This window comes from Clostridium chrysemydis (genome assembly GCF_015234215.1).
Classification (GTDB): Bacteria; Bacillota; Clostridia; order Clostridiales; family Clostridiaceae; genus Clostridium; species Clostridium chrysemydis.
In genome coordinates, this window is the sequence record NZ_JADEKP010000003.1 from 165656 (window position 1) to 185616 (window position 19961).

Here is a 19961-nt window from a genome sequence, read left to right on the forward strand (position 1 = left end):
AATTTTTTATAATGAATTTAATAATTTTAATTAGTGTTATTGTAATTCAGTTAGTATTTCAAGCTTTATATTTTGATAAATATTACTTAAATAAAAAAGAAGAATCATTAGTATATGCTATAACAGAATTTGAAAATTTCATTCCTAAAGCAAAATCAGAAAAAGAAATAATTACTTATATGAATAATCAAATGAGAAAAGATAATATAGCTTTATGTATGAGAGATTCAGATTTAAGCGGAGGATATTCATTAGAGTCTTATATGGGTGAAAGGCAGATAGTTATTAAAGGTTCTGATAATAAAGAGTATAAGGTGATTTTAGGAAACCAATTTCCAAATATAAACATAAACAAGGGCGATGAAGTAAAAGTATCTGGCTCAAGTGATAGATTTGGATTTACCTTAGCAAATAAGTTTTATCTAAATGGTAAAGAAGTAAATCCATACTATAATATAATACCTAGTGCTGGAGGGAATGTTACTTATAGTAGTCTAAATATGATGCCAGCAATAATTGCTGGAAATGAAATCAATATTAATGGAAAAGTTGAAAAAGTAATACCAAAAGATAATTACTATTCTTTAGGTAATACAGATATGTATTTAGGAGCTAACGATAAGAATAATATTTTATCAAATGAAAAATATATAACAAAAATAAATTTAATTAATAGCTTAGATGAAGTTTTAGTTTTAACGGAAAAAACAGATAATGGATACTTAATAGCTATGACACCTATAGCAGAGGTTAAGGATGTTTTAGGAACACTAAATAGTTACTATCTTATGATACTTATAGTTGCATTTGTGATAGTAATAATAATATCTTTGATTTATTCAAGATATATGAGCAGGCCTTTAGTTGAAATGAGTAATATTGCAAAAAAAATATCTGAGTGCGACTTTAATTATAAATATGATGTTAAAACTGAAGATGAAATAGGTAAGCTTGGAGAATCTTTAAATCAGATATCTAATAATCTAGAAAAAAGTTTAAATGATTTAAAAAAGAGTAATGAATTACTTAAAGAAGAAATGAATGAAAAGGAAAAGGAAGAAGAAAAGAGAAAAGAACTTGTTGCAAATATTTCACATGAACTTAAAACTCCAATAACTATAATTCAGGGAAATATAAATTGCGTAAAAAGTGGAATGATTAAAGAAAATATTTATGAAGATATTATAGAAGAAACTAATAGGATGAATGATTTAGTTAAAGAGATGCTTGAAATATCTAAATTAGAATCACCTACTTTTATACTAAAAAAAGAAGCCTTTGATTTAGGTCAGATATTTTTAAAAGAAAAAGATAAATTAAAAGCTATGATTAAGGATAGGAACTTAAAAATTATAAATAATGAATTTGATGAAGTTATTGTTTATGGAGATGAAAAAAGGATAAACCAAGTTATTACAAATCTTTTAACTAATGCAATAAAATACACTCCAGAGGGAGAAAATATAATTGTAGAGATAGTAAAAAGAAATAATAAAGAATACGTATTTTCTATTGAAAACTTTGGGGTTACTTTGGATAAAAATGAAGTTTTACAGATCTGGGATCAATTTTATAGAAAAGAAAAATCTAGGAATAAAAAATTTGGTGGAACTGGGCTTGGACTAGCTATAGTTAAAAGGATTTTAGAAGTTCATAAAAGTGAATTTGGGGTAGAAAGCAAAAAAAACAGTGTAAAATTCTATTTTACCATTCCTAAATGCAACGAATATTAAAGAGAGGAGAAATCCTCTTTTTTTATTGTAATTTAAATAAATTATTTAAATATAAGCTCTATGAAGTATAATCTTATTATAAAAGCATAGAAAGGTTTGATAGATAAATGATAAAACCAGTTGTAAAAGATGTATTATTTTTAAATCAAAAGTCAGAAATAGCAACTAAAAATGATATAGGAGTAATAAAGGATTTAGAAGATACTTTAAGGGCGAATTTAGAGTATTGTGTAGGGATGGCAGCAAATATGATCGGGGTTAAAAAGAGGATTTTAGTTTTTAGTGTAGGAAATATAATAGTTCCTATGGTAAACCCTATTATTTTAAAGAAGGAAGGTCAATATAGTGCTGAAGAGTGCTGCTTGTCTTTAACTGGATTTAGAGAAACTAAAAGATACGAAACTATAGAGGTAGAATACTTAGATAGGAATTTTAAAAAGCACAAAGAGACTTTTAAAGGATTTATAGCTCAAATTATTCAACATGAAATAGACCATTTTGAAGGAATAATAATTTAAGGTCTATAGATAAAAGGGGAGGGTACAATGAAAAAATATATAAACTTAGCTTTTACTTATGCTATTTTAGCATTAGTAAGTGGAGTGTTTTACAGAGAATTTACTAAAATACAAGGATATACTGAAAGAACAACACTTTCAGTTACTCATACACATCTCTTTATGTTAGGAACTATAATGTTTTTAATAATTGGGATATTTAGTCTTATAACTAATTTAGAGGAGCAAAAGCAATTTAAGTTGTTTATGAAACTTTATAACATAGGGCTACCTTTTATGGTGATAATGTTCTTTGTTAGAGGGATTCTTCAGGTTATGAATGCACCATTATCAAAGGGTGCATCTTCTGCTATATCAGGGATTGCAGGGGTTTCACATATTTTAGTTGGAATTTCTATAGTTTTATTATTTATAGCTTTAAGAAATTCTAAAAAGATAAAAGAATAGATTTTAAGTAAATATAGAAAAGCACTCTAAAAAATATTATTTAGGGTGCTTTTTAGTTATTTAATATAATTCTTCTCTTAACTTTTCTAAAAACTTTTCAGCTTGGTTAGAAAAGGCATGATTTTTATTCCATACAAAGCTTAAAGAAGATTCTAATTTAGGGTAAAGTGGCTTAAAGCATAAGTTGCTATTTAGGCTTGTGTTTATCAGTTTATCTAAGCATAGTGCAAAGCCTACCCCTTCTTCTACCATTAAAGAAGCATTAAATATAAGGTTGTAGGTTGAAACTATATTTAAATCGTCATAATCAAAGCCTAGCCAGCCTGAAAACTCGTTATGCACTAAACTTTGCCTTGAAGTTATTAGGGGGATATCTATTAAATCTTCTTTTGTAATGTGTTTTTTAGAAGATAATAAACTATCCTTTGGCACTAAAAGGCCCCAAGTATCTTTTAAGGGAAGTTTTATAAAGTCATACTTTTTTATATCTGAAGGCTCTATAAAAACACAAAAGTCTAGGATTCCTTTATCAAGTTTTTCTGTAATATCGTCTGCATTGCCACTAAATAAATGAACCTTTATATTAGGGTAATCTTTTATAAGCTTTTTTGTGGCACGTGCAATTATTCTCATAGCATCAGTTTCGCCACAACCTATATAGATATCACCACAGATTAAATCCTTATTTGATAAAAAGTCTTTTTCAGTTTTATCTACTAAAGTTACTATCTCTTTAGCTCGCATTTGTAATAAAAAACCATCTTTTGTAAGGGATATATTTCTACTTCCTCTTTTAAAGAGAGTTGTATTTAATTCATCTTCTAATTGTTTTAATTGTCTAGATAAGGTAGGTTGCGTTATGTGAAGGGCATCAGCCGCTTTAGATATGCTACCTTCTTTTATTACTGTTAAAAAATATTTTAATAAGCGTATCTCCATTTTTAACTCCTAAATAAAATTATTTACTATAGATTATAACATTAAGTATGCTTAAAAGGCATAAAATGCTATTTAATATAGGTATTTGGTATCTTAAAGCTTAGATTTTATAATTAAGATAAGAAATATATAAGAGCTTTAGGAGGTTATTATGTGCAAAGATTTAATTGAAAAAATAAATGAGAGAGATTTAATTCTTTATGACGATCCAATATTTTCTGATATTAATAAGGTTTTAGAAAAGACTTTAAAGTTAACTTCAAAACTTAATTTAGGATATAAAAAGCCAGAAGAAATAAGAGAAATTTTAAAAGAGATTACAGGAAGGGAAATTAGTAACTCAGTTCAGGTTTTAACTCCCTTTAATACGGATTTTGGAGCAAATATAAAAATTGGGGAAGGGGTATTTATAAATAAGGGTTGTATGATAGTTGATTTAGGCGGAGTTGAGATAGAGGATAATGTTTTAATTGGACCTAGCGTGAATTTATTATCTGTAAATCATCCAACTGATATTAAAAACCGTAGAGGTGTGATACTTAAAAAAGTAAGGATTAAAAAGAACGCTTGGATAGGGGCGTCAGTTACAGTTTGTCCTGGGGTAACTATTGGTGAAAATTCTATTATAGGGGCAGGGAGTGTAGTTACTAAGGATGTTAAAGATAACTCTGTTTATGCTGGAGTACCTGCAAGATTTATTAAGAATATATAAGGTTATGGGATTTTTAAATAAATTAAAAACGGATAGTATATAGTTTAAAAATAATAGTTATGGTATAATTTAACAGTAAATTGTTTTATGAAGGGATTTTTATGAGAGTAAGGTTTGAAAATAGTTTAGATGATTATAATAAGGCTCAATCTTTTTTCAGAGAAAAAATTGGGATAATAATATATTTACCATCGATTGTATTTTGGATAGCAACTATATATCAAGGCATTATAACTTATGGAGAATATAAAAATAATAATATTGGTGGTGCTGAAAATTCATTAGAAGTTACTTTAGCAATGGGTTTTATTGCATTAATTTTCACCTTGATATTTAATAAAATATCGATTAGTAAGATATTTGAATTTAATTTAAAAAGGCAATTAAGATCTAACTATGATATGTTATTAAAGGAAAAAGTTTTAGAGTTAAATGAAAATAATATTAGTTTGAAATTTATAAACGAAAAAGAGGTAATAATTAAATATATTGATATAAAAGATGTATTTGAAAATGAAGACTCTTTGTATATAACTTTAAATTCACGTTTAGAAGAAGGAATATCAGGAGTTATAATCCCTAGTATGCACTTTAAGAATCAGTTGGAAAAAAATGAATTTATAAATATTATTAACAACAAGAGATCGCTAGCTTAATAAGTTGGGGATCTTAATTTATTTAAAATATTTAAAGAGGTATGGGAAATATTAAAAAGTAAAAGGGGTGAAGTTATGAATAAGAAGAAAATAATTTCTATTTTTGTTTTGGGAGTTGTAGTTATATTTGGTGGTGTGTTATTTAAGATTAAATCAAATGAGTTTATAAAAGATAGCAACACAATAGGAAGAGAGTTAAGTATAAAAAATGATAAAGCACATGCAAGTTATGAGGAAATACCATCGTTAACAGTATTAAAATCTGAATCAGATTTAATTGTTGAAATTATAGGAACAGATACTATTGAAAATAGAGATTATAAAGATGTGCCAGTTAAAGTGAGTACTGTAAAAGTATCAGAAGTAATAAAAGGAGACATAAAAGAAAATGAAATTAAAATATTGCAGGATGCGGATTTAGATATAACTCCTAAAAAAGATGAGAAATTATTAATGTTTTTAAAGAAAGGAACTGATAATAAGGATTGTTATATACCTGTAGGTGGAGGTCAAGGAATATACAAAATTATTGAGAATAAAAAAACAAATAATAGAACATTGGAAGCACTGTCTTTATATAATGAAAACATCTTAAATGATTTAAAGGGAAATTATGATGATTTGAAGAAATCATTTAAATAAAAATAACTTAAGGTTAATAAATATGAGATTACGTTAACTATAGTTCAATTGTTTTAAGGTAGAGTATTTGTTAGTATTTAATTAAAGAAAAAATAGTTGAGGTATGGGATATGAAGATAAATGAGATTATAAGAGAAAAGAGAAAATTAGAGAATTTAACTCAAGAACAATTAGCAGAAAAGTTAGGAATTTCAGCTCCCGCAGTTAATAAGTGGGAAAAGGGAAGTTGTTATCCAGATATAACTCTTTTACCAAGGTTAGCTAGGATATTAAAGTGTGATTTAAATACGCTACTGTCTTTTAAGGATGATTTAACAGATAAAGAAGTAGGAGATTTTGCAAATGAATTAGCAATAATTATAGGTGAGGAAGGCTTTAGCGTAGGATTTAATAAAGCTATAGATAAAATTCAAGAGTATCAAACGTCAGACAAGCTAACTTTGACAGTTGCAACTATTTTGCAAGGAAGCTTAGTTATGTATGATGTAAAGGAAAAAGAAAGGTATGAAAATTATATTGAAGAGCTTTATATAAAGGTTTCTAATAGTGAAGATATTAATTTGAAAAATAGTGCTATATCTCTTTTAATTAGTAAATATTTAGGGGCGAAAGATTATATTAAAGCACAAGAATATATAGATAAACTTCAAGATATCACTTACGATAAAAAGCAGCTACAAGGGAATCTTTACTTAAATTCAAAGGAATATGAAAAAGCAGCTAAGCTTTTTGAAGGTAAATTATTATCTACAGCAAATGATATTATGATAAATCTTACTTCCTTGATTCAAATTGCCTTAAATGAAAATAGGGATAGTGATGCTTTAGATTATGCTAAAGTTTTAGAGGATACAACTAAGTTATATGATTTATGGGATTATAATTATTATTCAGCTTATTCTATGATTTATATTAAGTTAAAAGATAAGGATAACTCTTTAAAATATATCGATAAGATGCTTAATTCTATGAAAGATGGGTTTAGCTTAGAAGAGTATAAATTATACAAGAATGTTTATACTAAAAAGAGTGAAGTAGGTTTTAATGATAAAATGCTATCTTTAATGATAAGTAATTTAAAAAGTGATGATAGCTTAGAATTTTTAAGAGATACTAAAGAGTTTAATGAAACTTTAGATAAATATATATAGATAAATAAAAGTAGCGCTAAAAAGCACTACTTTTTTGACGTCTTTTGTAGTTTTATATTTAATATAAACTAACAGATTTTTTATGTAAGAGAAGGCTATCAAAAATGACAGCCAAACAAAAATGATTAATAACAAACAGTATAGCCAGATCCAGAAGTACAAATGCTAAAAGATCTATAACCATCACTTTCAGATTCAATAGTTTCAGTTTCTGAAACTGTTTTTAAATCTAAGTCTAAATCCAAATCTAAAGTTTCGTAAGTATTCAAAAAAATCACCTCCCTTTATAAATAGTATTTAATTAAATTAAAAAATATTACTATAAAGGGTTTTAAAGTTTAATTAATCAAAAATATTCGCTTAAATGAGTTACAATTAGGTGTTAAATAGTCCAATAAAGTCAATAATACGCCTAAGCTTCCATCAATTAAGCCAATATCATTTTTATTAATAATATTTGTTTTTCCTAAGAGAACATTTTCTACATCATAGTTTTGAAAATTTAATATATAATTTGAATTATTAAAGGTCAATAATTCAGAGATATATTTATCTATAGTTAATTTATATAAATTTTTATTAGTATCTCTATACATTTCAGTAAGTATCATTATTAATCCACTTAAACCATGACAGATAGTTGGCGAAATTAATAGTAAATCTTTTGGTGATAAAGAGCACAATTTATTAAAGCATCGTAATGATAATTCAGAGCCTTCAGAGTCTTTTAATAAATTAGATGCAATAAAAATTGAACGTGCAATACTTGGACTACCATAGCACCAGCTGGCTCTATTTTTAACCTTAGATCTTTCAATTTTTTTAAATTCTCCTAGTGTTAATCGACCATACCACCATATTCCTAATTCATTTTCATAATTATAAATCTTTAAAAAGTTTAATATATATTTTATAGATTCCTTTTGGCCTGGCATTTCAATACCATCTTTTAATGATAATGATAAAAAGGAAAGAGGACCAGATATCCCATGGGCCATACCTTGGTCTAAAAGTTCACATTTTTTATCTGAAATAACACCATCTTCAATAAACTTATCATAAATAATAAAGAAATTAGGTAACATTGTTCCATTGTAATTAAATTCTTCTGTAAGAGATAATAATGTTTTAATGATATCTTTTAATATATTATTATTATCAAAAGATTTATTTAATTCTAACAAAACTGTTCCAATGCCTGTTAATCCACCGATTAATAGGAATAGGTAAAAATTTGAGATTATCTCCTTTTTTTCCCCTCCTCCACACCGTACATGAAACTTTCATCTCATACGGCGTTCCATCAATTAAATAATTAATTGACTAGTGGCTATCCCTCCATTTGTTTTAGCAAACTTCAAAGGTACTATGCCACCGCTTTCACTGATATAAAAACAAGTTATACCAAAGGATTTCCTTGTTAACACTTCATAGTAAATAAGTACTCTGTGTTATCAGATTACCACGTTCCAATAATTCTATCCTTAACATATATCCTTAGGTAATTCTTATAGGCCTGCTTGCTTTAAAACCGCCTTTAACAGTAATAAGGTTTTTCATAACGATAACTTTTACTAAACCTTACAAGCGCTACCAATAGGTAGTTAAAGCATTTCTACTTTAATACTTTCTAGACCTGTACATTCAGAAATTTTGTCAGTCATATTTGACATTCTTACCATAGATATTTTATGGACTCCCGACCTATATTACACTCGACCACCTCTGGTTCGCATTTCCTGAAATTAATCTTAGGGTGTAATCTTAGTCGACTTCACCGAGCTTATAACCAAACTTTTCTTATTAAAAATTTAGCTATTCGGAGTATTAGAGAAGCCCTTAAGGGCGTTACCCCTTCATTTGACTTTTCAAATTATTAGTTCTATTAATAAGTATTAATGGCTAATCTTTTAAATTAGCAACGTGTCGCACAATCATAAGTATAGTAAGTTGGCGGATTTGTATTAATGAATTTTTTAATATATTTTTCTGCTTCTTTAGTTAATAGATAATTTAAACTCTTTATGAGCGAATTATATCTTTTGCAGTTGTCTGAAACACGGTAAATAGAGTATAAAATTCCAGACAAACCAATGCTTAGAGAACCATCAATATATCCATTTTTTTCGATTTCTTTTTTCATTTTTAAAACATATTTATAAGCAATATCTAAAGGTTCTTCATCTTTCAAAAAATTACTAACTTCAGCTAAAAAAATCAAAATGGAAGGGTATCCATTAACTAGAGATAATCGCTCAACAGAGGAATTGATAAGGTTTTCCTCTAAAAAAGTATCTATAGAATTTATATCTTTTATTTGGTTATAAGATTTTTCAATTATATTTTTAATAGCTGAATCAAACATTTTTTTTAGCTCCTTTTTTAAAGAATTTAAGAGCATATAAACAATGCCTTACAGTTGCAAATATTTCTTTTTCTTTATTTCTATCAGTTCCGAGAACTCTATTACAAAGCATGTGAAAGGAACTGAAAATAATATTTAACTTTGTATTATAAAGGTTATCAGTGTTATCTATTTCATTAATTTTATCAAAGTAGTCCTTAGTAGATTTATTTTGTAGTGTAAGCAAGTTATATATATCTAATCCGCCTTTCTCAGATCTAAGACCATTCCAATCATCATCAGAATTACAAACTTTTAATAAATATTTTCTATTTTTTTGAAAAAAATCTCTCAATTCATTTTTATTTGAAATAGTATCAAAAATAGATAATTGATCCTCAAATTCTATTTCGCATGATTCCATAATATTTATTAAATTTAATACAACAAAAATATCTGTATTAAATGAGGATTGTTTTTGTTCTTTTAAGTTAAAGAAGCTTTCTATAGCAGAAGATTGATCGCTAAAAAAAGTTTCTGCAGCGTCTATAGTTAAAGGACCACCATATCTTTCAATTTCTCTTACATATGAATCAAGTGAAATATTATTTAGTATTTTATTTTCTAGTAGAAATTTTGTCCAAACACTTAACTCATTTAAGATTACTTTCGATGATTCTTTGCTTTGAGATTTTAGTCTAAGCCTTATATGGCTTCCATTTTCATCATATCGTATAAAAAAATGTTTTTCTAAAGAATTAGTAGATTTTAAATTATCGATTAATTGTTTTATATAAATGCCTATTATTTCACCTTGTTTTTTGGAATTACAATAAAGTTTTAAATAAATCCAATTATCTAATATATTAGTGTTTCTATTAGTATCAAAGCTACTAACTAAACTTCGTTTAGTTGTTAAGTCACTTTGAGTCGGAAAGAGTTTCAAATTTTTATTAATATTATTTTTTTCAAAACTTGTATAATTTTTATATGCTATAGTAGTAATTTCAGTTATATAACTTTGATCATTTATAGATAACCAATTTGAAAAGGAGTCAAACTCAAATTCTGTAAGAACACATTTATTTTTTTTATTTATTTGGTTTAAAATATCTTTTATAGAAGATGAATCTTCTAGATTAATGAGAGTTCTATTATCTGATTCAGTTATATAAACTAAATTTGGGATATTAAGTTCTATTCTTTTTTTAGAAAATTCTTTAGAAAAGTTTTCTAAGTTGTAAGGATCTGTAAAGCTTGTTTTAAATAGATTCCAAGTTGCTGTACGTAGCACTGTATTTTTATATTTTATTCTAGGGACAAAGGTAAACTTATTTAATAAATCATACGTTATAAAGCTAAAAGGTTCTCGTACTTGTCTATAATTACAAACCTCCCTTAAAAATCTATAAACATTACAGCCTTGCTGGTAGTTAAGCATATGATTAGATGAGATTATAATGCGTTTGTTTAGCGATTTACTCTTTAAATAGAATAAATTATTTTCTACACCAACTAAAATATCATCAATATGAATTCTTGTTTTTTCATTGCTAACTGGAACTAAAATATTTACAAAATAATCCCTAAAGATATTAGAAAATGTTATATTGCCATTACGGCCTTTAATAGGTGCAGCTATTATTTCTGCATTTAATGTGTCTTCATATAATTCTGCTTCACGTTTCAATACCTCTTTTTCGATGTTTGATAAATTCAATACATCATTAAAACGACCGAAAGATTTGCCAGCTCCAGGAGAACCAAGGTTTGGAGCTATCGTTAGAGTATAATTACCATTTTCTAAGTCATTACTAGTTAAAGAGGAGAGTAGAAAATTTATCTCTAGTGAATCGAGATATTCTTCAGATTTATATGAAGTTTCTTTAAAATTAATTAAATCGGAATCATTTATAAAAACATCAGTGTTCTTAGCTAATGCCTCTGTAATTTTAAGCATTAAGAAATCTCTCTTTTTTAAATCTTCATTATTTATACTATTGAAGAAAATAGGATTACTTGATGGTGGGTTTGTATAGTCAGAAGGGGAGCCTATCCCAAAATCTTCATTTAGTAGTTCTAAAACAGGGATTTCTCGATAAATTCCATATTTTTCGAGGAATTTATTTACGTGGTCTCTCATTTGATTATTATAGTTATTTGTAAGAGATAGTATAGAAAGCGCATCTATAACATCTTTTATTTCATCTTTAATAAAATTTGGAATGGTTACTTTAAATTGATTTTTATAGTTAACATTTATAAATTTATCATCATCACTGAAATATTTCATTTTGGAATATATTTTTTCTAATATAGAAGTTCCAAAGCCAAATGCAGAGTTATTATATTCGTAAAATAATTTATCAATATCTTCTAGAATTGGTAAGTCATAAAAATTTACAGAATAATGATGGAGTTTATCTATAAGATCTTTTAATGGGTTATTGGTATCAAATGTAGGTCTAAGGTCAGTATATAGATATTCTTCTGATAATAAATTAAGTATAAAATTTTCAATGCGATTAGAATCTAATTTATTGTTTAATTCTTTTAAAGTATCCACTAAATCATTATATTTAATCCCATTTTTAGACTTTTCCAAGATAGCAGATATATAGGGAGAGTTTTTAATGCTTGTAATCTCTAAAGTGTTAGAGTCCGAATCATTTTTTTGAGAGTATTTTGGGGAATAATAATTTATAATACGATTTCCAATACTGAATAAAGCTTCATTAGAAAATAAGGTAACATTTTTTAAATTCCCGTGTAACTCTATAGTTTTTACAACTTTCATAATCCACTTATAATCAGGGCTTATATGTTTTGTTTGATTATAAGTATTTGAATTAAATTCGCACTTGGTGTCTTTAAAATTCCCTAAAGAGACTCCAGCAAATAATCCAAATGGAGTTGCTCTAGTGCATTGCCTTACATAATATTTTTTAATAGAGTTTTTTAAAGCTGAATCAAATTTTACATTTTTTCTTTTGTAGTTAGATATAGTTTCGTGAAGGTTATAACTTGAGATTAAAATTCCTTCTTCTAATAAATTATCATAATAATTTTCCTCACTTTTTGAAGTATTAGAATTATTTAAAAAGGTACTATAAGATTTTAGGGGAGTTCTTAGCAAAAATACATCACTTAATGAATACATAGTTAATCTCCTTTTTGTATAATATTAAATACATTTTACCAATTATTGTAAAAATATGAAAGGCAAATAAAATTTTAATTTAGATATATGTTTTTTAATAGGTATGAAAGTAACAAAATTTTATAAGAAAAGCCCCATGTAAATTTACATGGAGCTTTTAATAATACTATAAAATTTTTTAAGGCATTTTATTTAAAGATAAGTCTTTAAGAGAAGCTTTAATCTCTTCTCTAGATTTACCTAAAAAGCTTTCTACAGCTGCTGTTATTGCGCCTTCTACTAGAGCGCAATCAACTGGTTCTATAATATCTAAATTATAACTTTCAGGGTCTAAAAATTCTTTTGCCATTTCTGTATTCATATAAGCACTTCCAAGGTCAAATAATATTAAAACCCCGTCATCTGAATATACAGATTGTATACCTTCTGATATTTTAAAAGCATCAGTTCCGATTCTCATATCAGAAGTACCACCTGCTGCAATCATCTTTGCTCCATCTGCCATTTGTTTTGACATTTCTACTACGCCTTCTGCGATTTTTGTGCTATGTGAAACTATAACTAAACCTACCATACGTAATCTTCCTTTCTTTATGTCTTTTTTTATACTTCTTCGCTTATTGTTTTTAATATTAAATACATTGAAGTTGCGCCTGCATCAGCATGTCCTATACTTCTATCTCCAAGGTAGCTTGCACGTCCTTTAGTAGCTTTTATAGTTTTAGTAAATTCCACTCCTTTTTTAGCTTTATTTACAGCTCTATTTAAGGCAGATTTATCTAAGTCGCCTTCTTGTATTGCTTTTTCTAGCTCAACTACAGCAGGAGATAATGCATCAATCATAGTTTTTTCACCTTCTGTTGCATGACCTCTTTGCTTTATTCCATCTAAGGCAACTTTTAAAATATTTAAAAAGTCATTTATATCTATCTCAGATTTATTATTTACTATCATAGAACCTTTCATAAAGGCAGTACCATATAGAGGGCCTGAAGCTCCGCCAACACTTGATACTAGAGTCATACCAGATTGTCTTAATATATCCCCTATATCATTTCCATCATGTGATTCTAGTTTAGACATAACAGCCTTTAAACCTTTGTCCATATTTAAACCGTGGTCTCCGTCTCCTATAGAAGCGTCTAATTCTGTTAAATAATCTTTGTTTTGAGAGATTACTTCTGTTACTTTTCCTAATATATCAATTACTTTATTTCCGTTTACCATAATTATTCCTCCAAGTTAGCCAAATATTTTAAATGCTGGTGTATCTGATTTTGAATCTAATAATTCTTTTAATTCATTATCTAATTTAATTAAAGTTACAGAGCAGCCTGCCATCTCTAAAGAAGTCATAAACTCTCCAACAAAAGTTTTGTGAATATTTATTCCCTTAGAAGTTAAAATTTCACGAACTCTTTTATTTACTATATAAAGCTCCATTAAAGGAGTTCCACTTAAGCCATTTACCATAACTGCTACTTCAGAGCCTTTATCTAAAGGCATATCTTTTAATATTTTATCTAGAAGTTGATCTGTTATTTCCTTTGCAGTAGAGATCTTTTCTCTGTGAGTTCCAGGTTCACCGTGAATTCCCATTCCGATTTCTATTTCATCTTCAGCTAAAGAAAAGTTTGCTTTACCAGCAGCTGGCACGATACAAGAGCTTAGAGCCATCCCCATACTTCTAGTATTTTTAACTACTTTGTTTGCGATTTCTGTAACTTCTTCTAAAGTAGCACCAGTTTCAGCTTTAGCACCTGCTATTTTGTGAACGAAAACTGTACCTGCGATTCCACGTCTTCCAGCTGTATATAAGCTATCTTCTACGGCAACGTCATCATTTACAACTACTTGTGAAACTTTTATTCCTTCCATTTCGGACATTTCTTTAGCCATCTCGAAGTTCATTATATCTCCTGTATAGTTTTTAATTATAAGTAAAACACCTTTTCCATTATCAGTAGCTTTTATTCCTTCTAAAACTTGGTCTGGAGTAGGAGATGTGAAAACTGAACCGCAAACAGCTGCATCTAGCATACCGTATCCTACATAGCCTGCGTGTGCTGGCTCGTGACCACTTCCACCACCACTTACTAAAGAAACTTTATCCTTTTTTTGATCTTTTCTAACTATCACATCAAAATTATCAAGTTTTTTTAAGTATTCTGGGTGCGCAAAAACCATACCATCCATCATATCTTGTAAAACTTCATTTGGGTTATTTATTAATTTTTTCATATTAAAAACCTCCTAAATATTTTAACTAATTCTATTTATTAAAATTAAACTGTATTCTTAAATTAATTCTCATAAGTAATTAAGAGCAAAAGCTGTGCCAAAAGTTTTTTAATTTAATAAATATGGCTTTAAGGGTAGGGAAATAGGGAGGTTAGATAGGATTATAGAAAATAGTTTTAAATAATAAAAATAAGGGTTGGTAAAAAAGAACAAAGAAAAAAAGAACAGGTTGTTCCTTTTTACCAAGTGAATTTGAGTTCTTTTTAATTACGATTTTTATAGGTTTATTTAATTATAATGCTGAGTGTAAAACAATAAGACTTAAAAAAGGCGTATACATACTAAAAAAAGGATGATTTACTTAAAAATCACCCTTTATAAATGGTTTAAAAACATCTAAAAAATTTAATTTAGCAAAACCGTATATTAATTTTTTAATAGTTTAGTTATTAAACTATTTAAGATGTATTTGATAATTAATAATAAAAAAAGTAAGGCATATATAATAGTTATATAATCAAAATAAAACAACCAACAGAATATAATCAAAGCTATAATTTGAAATAAAATCTCTAAAGAAAGTATAGATTTTATTTTTATAAATGATTGGTTTGAGTAAGTTTTTTTTGATAAAAGCTTTATATTTAATTCTGAAAGAATAAAATAAAGCAAACAACTAGTATAATCATTTTTTATAAATTTATAAAAAGCAAGTAAACTTAAAAAGACGAAAAAAATTATTAAGATTATCAAATATTTCAAAGATATAACCTCCTATACTAAGCTGGAGTTATTGCTTTTGGTACATATAAAACACAATCCAAACAGACTACTTTTAAATTCTCCTTAAAATTGTAAGGTAGTACAAGCAAATAATATCAAAATAATTTATTAAAAATGTAAATTATGGAATAAAGTTTATAAAAGGTTTATAAACTTTATAAAAATGACAACTGTATTTAGGTTAAATATAAAATATGATTATTTTATATTCCTAGATGCAATATAAAATAATCATTTTCTATAGCGTAAGTGATGAATTTAATTAGATTTGATAACTCATTTATTGATACATTTTTATTAATTAGTGTTAACCCTGATTCAACGTACAGGTCTTCACGACTTGTTATGATAGCTTCTATGCAATCATTTATATTATCTATAAATAATTGTAAATCATTATAAGTGATTTTATTTCTACCATGATAATCTATACGCTGATCAGTTAAGCCGTTAGCTAACTCACACTTCACATCTTTAAGAAAATCATAGAGGTATATAAAAGTCGGATCGGAAACAATGTAGCATAAATCAGGGTTTAAGCCATTTTCATAAAATAACGAAAGAACGGTTTCTATATAAGGATCGTTTTTATGATAACCTGATTTTATAAGTAAGAAATCGTGTCTAAGCATAGTATAACCTCCAAATTATTAATGATTAAATTATAACATAATTTGGAAATGAGGATAAAAACAATCAATCTAGAAATTTTAATTTAATGTATTTTTATCTTTAAAAAGGATTACTTTTTCTATTCCGAAGGCTCTTGCTTTAGCGGCGACTGTTTTGTGAGTTAGACCTAAAGCTTTACCGGCTGCATTAAAGCTTCCGTATTTTTTTAGGGCTTTTTCTATAATTAGTTTTTCGTATTCTTTCATAGTTAAAACTTCGTTTGAATTAGTTATTGTTTCTTCGATTTTATTTTTTTCTTCTTTTTCGAAGGCGTTTAGTTCGCTTCTTATGTGGATAGGTAAATCTTTTAAAGTTATATAGTCGTTTTCTGAAAGGGTAACTATTCGCTCTAAAAGGTTTTGAAGTTCTCTAACGTTTCCAGGCCACTTATAATTTAAAAAACATTCCATAGCGTCGTTATTTATTCCTAAGATTTCTTTTGAGTTATTTTTTGTAAACATCTCTAAAAAATGTCCTATAAGAAAGGCTAAATCTTGCTTTCTTTCTCTTAGGGGAGGAATATTTATAGGGATAACATTTAATCTATAATAAAGGTCTTCTCTAAATTCATAGTTTTTTACCATCTCTTCAAGGTTTCTGTGGGTTGCAGCTATTATTCTAATATTAGTTTTTATAGTCTCTGTGCCACCAACTCTTCCAAACTCCCTTTCTTGAATAACTCTAAGGATTTTAGCTTGCATATTAATTCCCATCTCTCCAATTTCATCTAAAAAGATAGTTCCGTTGTTTGCAAGTTCAAACTTACCTAATTTTCTTTTGAAAGCTCCGCTAAAAGAGCCTTTTTCGTGACCGAATAGTTCACTTTCAAGTAGGTTTTCAGGGATAGCTGCGCAGTTTACTCTTACAAAAGGGCCTTTGTTATTTGAAGAAGAAAGGTGGATTCCTTCTGCTATAAGCTCTTTACCTGTACCACTTTCACCTCTTATTAAGACAGTAGCATTAGTTTTTGCAGCTTTTTTAGCTAGGGCTAGTACATCTAAGGTTGTCCCGCTTCGCCCTATAAATTTAGAAAAAGCTTTATCTGGTTCTTCACGTCTGTAAAGTTCACCTTCTAAGTATTCTGCCTTTGCTGAGATTTCGTTAACCATCTCAGTTAAAATTTGAACTTCTGAAAGGTCTTTAATTATAGATAAAACTCCAACGATCTCTCCATCTAATTTTATAGGAGTGACAGACCCGACGACTACAGTTCCGCTTGGCTTTTTAATAATATTACCTGTAGATACTTTTCCAGTTTTTAAGACCATATGCCTTAGGCCATTTTTTGAGACGTCTTTAATATTTTTATTTAAAAGATTTTCTTCACTTTCACCAGTTAATTTTAAGTAGGCTTTGTTTAGATAAGTAATAAAGCCATCTTTATCTAAGAGACAAATACCATCGTGAACATTTTCAACTATAATTTGAAGTCTTTCTTTTAATTCTTTTACTTCGTATAATTCAGATTTTATTTTCTCAAGATTTGATATATCTTCAAAGATTGAAACAGCACCTTTTAGCTCTTTATTTATCTCTATGACGTTAGTATTTATTAAAAGCATCTTATCTTTTAGGTGAATTTTAGTGCCAAGTCTAGGTTTTTTATCTTTTAAAACTGAACTTATAGGGAATTTAGGTAAAATATCGTTTACATTTTTGCCGACGACATCTTTGTAATTTATAGATAAGATATTATCAGCAGATTTGTTTGTAAGAATTATATCTCCAGTGCTATCTACTACGATTATACCGTTAGAGGTGCTCTTTAAAACTTCTTCGAAAGTTATGTTGTTATCTGTTATTATATCGTCTATCTCTTCTTGAGAAGTTTCATCTACAATAAAATCACCTTCTATAAATTCTGAAAATTCCTTTAAAGGCTTAATATCGTCTGTATCACAAGTTAGATAAATTTCTTCTCCTTTTTTAACCTTTAAAAGAACTAAAGGCATTAAGCTAGTTGCAAGAATCTTTTCTCTATCTTTATATTTTATATATAAATTGCAGTTATATTTTTTATTAATCTCATTTGCTTTTATGACAACCATAGCCACAACACGGGCGTGAAGTCCTTTTTCGTGGTTTATGATAGATTTAATCTGTATCATAAAATTTCCTCCTTAAGTAGTTTAAATTAAGCATAATTTTATTATAGTAGAAAATAGAAAATTGGGCTAATAGAAATATATAGTATAATGAGGGTAAAATAGTAAATTTTAGATAGGAGTTAGATTTATGCACAAAATACTTATAGTAGAAGATGATTTAGTTATAAGCACAGAACTTTGTAATCATATGAAAACTTGGGGGTATGAAACTTTAGCTGTAGAAAACTTTAATGATGTTTTAAAGGAGTTTGTAGAGTTTGATCCTCAAATTGTACTTTTAGATATATCTTTGCCTTTTTATAACGGGTATCATTGGTGCAGTGAAATTAGAAAAATTTCTAAAGTGCCTATAATATTTATTTCTTCTACTTCTGACAATATGAATATATTATTAGCTATAACGCAAGGGGCTGATGATTTTATATCTAAACCTTTTGATTTAAATATAGTAACTGCAAAGGTTCAAGCACTTTTAAGAAGGACTTATGATTTTGCAGTTCAAAATAATCTTATAGAACATAGAGGAGTTATCTTGAATTTAAGTGATGCTTCTTTAAATTATAATGGGGAAAGACTAGAATTATCGAAAAATGAATTTAAGATTTTAGAGATTCTTTTAGAGAATAAAGGAAAGATAGTTTCAAGGTGTAATATAATGACTAAGCTTTGGGAGAGCGATAATTACATAGATGATAACACCTTAACTGTAAATGTTACTAGAATAAGAAAAAAGCTAAAAGATATAGGCTTAGATGATTTTATTTTAACTAAAAAAGGAATAGGATATGTGGTGGAATAGATGAAGCTTATATTTAATTATTTAAAAGATAATCTTAAGTTTTTAGGGGGAGTGCTATCTCTTACCATTATATATTTAATAGTGTTTTTCCTTTATAACTTGCCACTTGAACCTATATTTTACGGGTTAGTTTTATTTTCTGTAGCGGTTATTATTTCACTTATAATAGGCTTTATAAAATATAAAAATAAGCATTATAGATTAAAAAATATATTAGATAATGGAGTAATTTCTATAGAAAATTTAGAAGAGAGTAAGTCTTTAATAGAAGAAGATTATAAAGATATAATAAGTTTAGTTTTTAATGAAAAGGCAAGTGAAATAGCTAAAGGAGAGAGGGAGAGAGAAGAAATATTAGATTATTTTACCCTTTGGGCTCACCAAATAAAAACTCCAATCGCTGCAAGTAAGATTTTACTTCAAAGAGAAGAAAATGATTATAATCTAGCAATTTCAAACGAAGTTTTTAAGATAGAGCAGTATGTAAATATGGTTTTAAGTTACCTTAGGCTAGATGAGATGTCTTCTGATTTAGTTTTAAAGGAATATTCTTTAGATGATATAGTAAAACAAGCTGTTAGAAAGTATTCAAGGCTTTTTATAGGGAAAAGGATAAGCCTTAATTATGAACCATTAAACTTAAATATAGTAACTGATGAAAAGTGGCTTCTTTTTGTTATAGAGCAAGTCATATCAAATGCTATAAAATACACTAAAGAAGGTGGAAAAATCTCTATTTATAACATAGGGAAAACTTTAGTTATAGAAGATAATGGGATTGGAATTGAAAAGTCTGACTTACCTAGAGTTTTTGAAAAGGGATTTACAGGCTTTAACGGAAGAAGCGATAAGAAATCTACAGGGCTAGGTCTTTATTTATGCAACAATATTCTAAAAAAACTATCACACAAAATAGAGATAGAATCAGAAGTTTTAAAATTCACTAGAGTAAAAATAAACTTAGAAACAATAAACCTTACACAGATGTAAGGTTTAGCTTTACATTGTAAGGTAAATCGATGGAGGGGGAAACTTTAGCTTGTTATACTAAGGTTA

At 27.5% G+C, this 19961-nt stretch carries 19 protein-coding genes; 9 read left to right on the forward strand and 10 right to left on the reverse strand.

Annotated features, from left to right (window positions below; genetic code table 11):
- The first annotated feature begins 11 nt into the window (after window positions 1-11).
- The 3 genes from INR60_RS10830 (at window position 12) to INR60_RS10840 (ending at window position 2698) form a co-directional block, all read left to right on the forward strand.
- Window positions 12-1733 (forward strand): HAMP domain-containing sensor histidine kinase, encoded by a 1722-nt coding sequence (locus tag INR60_RS10830; RefSeq protein ID WP_194191548.1) that lies wholly within the window; start codon window positions 12-14, stop codon window positions 1731-1733.
- A 107-nt stretch (window positions 1734-1840) separates the two neighbouring features.
- Complete coding sequence (locus INR60_RS10835; protein ID WP_194191549.1) at window positions 1841-2251, forward strand: peptide deformylase; 411 nt, start codon at window positions 1841-1843, stop codon at window positions 2249-2251.
- A 27-nt stretch (window positions 2252-2278) separates the two neighbouring features.
- Window positions 2279-2698 carry a DUF2871 domain-containing protein gene (locus INR60_RS10840; protein ID WP_194191550.1) on the forward strand — a complete coding sequence of 140 codons (420 nt, stop codon included), beginning with the start codon at window positions 2279-2281 and terminating at the stop codon, window positions 2696-2698.
- A gap of 60 nt (window positions 2699-2758) precedes the next feature.
- Here the strand turns inward: INR60_RS10840 and INR60_RS10845 are convergent, their stop codons facing one another.
- Window positions 2759-3637: a LysR family transcriptional regulator gene (locus INR60_RS10845; protein WP_194191551.1), complete on the reverse strand. Its 879-nt coding sequence runs from the start codon at window positions 3635-3637 to the stop codon at window positions 2759-2761.
- 151 nt (window positions 3638-3788) lie between these two features.
- Here INR60_RS10845 and INR60_RS10850 point away from each other — a divergent pair, with 151 nt between their 5' ends.
- The 4 genes from INR60_RS10850 to INR60_RS10865 all read left to right on the forward strand — a co-directional run bounded on the left by INR60_RS10850 (window position 3789) and on the right by INR60_RS10865 (window position 6798).
- On the forward strand, window positions 3789-4349 hold the full coding sequence (locus INR60_RS10850; protein ID WP_194191552.1) for a sugar O-acetyltransferase: 561 nt from the start codon (window positions 3789-3791) through the stop codon (window positions 4347-4349).
- Window positions 4350-4450: 101 nt separating this feature from the next.
- The gene (locus INR60_RS10855; RefSeq protein ID WP_194191553.1) at window positions 4451-5005 is read left to right on the forward strand and encodes a hypothetical protein; all 555 of its coding nucleotides are present in this window, start codon (window positions 4451-4453) and stop codon (window positions 5003-5005) included.
- A gap of 75 nt (window positions 5006-5080) precedes the next feature.
- Window positions 5081-5647 carry a hypothetical protein gene (locus tag INR60_RS10860; protein WP_194191554.1) on the forward strand — a complete coding sequence of 189 codons (567 nt, stop codon included), beginning with the start codon at window positions 5081-5083 and terminating at the stop codon, window positions 5645-5647.
- A 110-nt stretch (window positions 5648-5757) separates the two neighbouring features.
- Entirely contained in the window at window positions 5758-6798 is a 1041-nt protein-coding gene (locus INR60_RS10865; RefSeq protein ID WP_194191555.1) for a helix-turn-helix domain-containing protein, read from the forward strand.
- Between the two features lie 125 nt (window positions 6799-6923).
- Here INR60_RS10865 and INR60_RS10870 read toward each other — a convergent pair whose 3' ends face one another.
- The 9 genes from INR60_RS10870 to INR60_RS10910 all read right to left on the reverse strand — a co-directional run bounded on the left by INR60_RS10870 (window position 6924) and on the right by INR60_RS10910 (window position 18106).
- Window positions 6924-7067, reverse strand: coding sequence for a hypothetical protein (locus INR60_RS10870; protein WP_194191556.1), 144 nt, complete (start codon window positions 7065-7067; stop codon window positions 6924-6926).
- A gap of 69 nt (window positions 7068-7136) precedes the next feature.
- On the reverse strand, window positions 7137-8042 hold the full coding sequence (locus INR60_RS10875; protein WP_420797489.1) for a lanthionine synthetase C family protein: 906 nt from the start codon (window positions 8040-8042) through the stop codon (window positions 7137-7139).
- Window positions 8043-8713: 671 nt separating this feature from the next.
- The gene (locus INR60_RS10880; RefSeq protein WP_194191558.1) at window positions 8714-9163 is read right to left on the reverse strand and encodes a lanthionine synthetase LanC family protein; all 450 of its coding nucleotides are present in this window, start codon (window positions 9161-9163) and stop codon (window positions 8714-8716) included.
- Window positions 9156-12302 carry a lantibiotic dehydratase gene (locus INR60_RS10885; RefSeq protein WP_194191559.1) on the reverse strand — a complete coding sequence of 1049 codons (3147 nt, stop codon included), beginning with the start codon at window positions 12300-12302 and terminating at the stop codon, window positions 9156-9158. Before INR60_RS10885 ends, INR60_RS10880 begins: the two co-directional genes overlap by 8 nt.
- Before the next feature lie 178 nt (window positions 12303-12480).
- Window positions 12481-12876, reverse strand: a complete 396-nt coding sequence (dhaM, locus tag INR60_RS10890; RefSeq protein ID WP_194191560.1) for a dihydroxyacetone kinase phosphoryl donor subunit DhaM — start codon at window positions 12874-12876, stop codon at window positions 12481-12483.
- 29 nt (window positions 12877-12905) lie between these two features.
- Window positions 12906-13529: a dihydroxyacetone kinase subunit DhaL gene (gene dhaL / locus INR60_RS10895; protein ID WP_194191561.1), complete on the reverse strand. Its 624-nt coding sequence runs from the start codon at window positions 13527-13529 to the stop codon at window positions 12906-12908.
- A gap of 15 nt (window positions 13530-13544) precedes the next feature.
- On the reverse strand, window positions 13545-14543 hold the full coding sequence (gene dhaK / locus INR60_RS10900; RefSeq protein ID WP_194191562.1) for a dihydroxyacetone kinase subunit DhaK: 999 nt from the start codon (window positions 14541-14543) through the stop codon (window positions 13545-13547).
- Window positions 14544-15529: 986 nt separating this feature from the next.
- Entirely contained in the window at window positions 15530-15796 is a 267-nt protein-coding gene (locus tag INR60_RS10905; RefSeq protein ID WP_194191563.1) for a hypothetical protein, read from the reverse strand.
- A 240-nt stretch (window positions 15797-16036) separates the two neighbouring features.
- Window positions 16037-18106 carry a sigma 54-interacting transcriptional regulator gene (locus INR60_RS10910; RefSeq protein ID WP_194191564.1) on the reverse strand — a complete coding sequence of 690 codons (2070 nt, stop codon included), beginning with the start codon at window positions 18104-18106 and terminating at the stop codon, window positions 16037-16039.
- 127 nt (window positions 18107-18233) lie between these two features.
- Between INR60_RS10910 and INR60_RS10915 the strand changes: the two genes are divergently transcribed.
- Both INR60_RS10915 and INR60_RS10920 read left to right on the forward strand, forming a co-directional pair.
- Entirely contained in the window at window positions 18234-18905 is a 672-nt protein-coding gene (locus tag INR60_RS10915) for a response regulator transcription factor (RefSeq protein WP_194191565.1), read from the forward strand.
- Window positions 18906-19895 carry a sensor histidine kinase gene (locus tag INR60_RS10920; protein ID WP_194191566.1) on the forward strand — a complete coding sequence of 330 codons (990 nt, stop codon included), beginning with the start codon at window positions 18906-18908 and terminating at the stop codon, window positions 19893-19895.
- Window positions 19896-19961 lie beyond the last annotated feature (66 nt).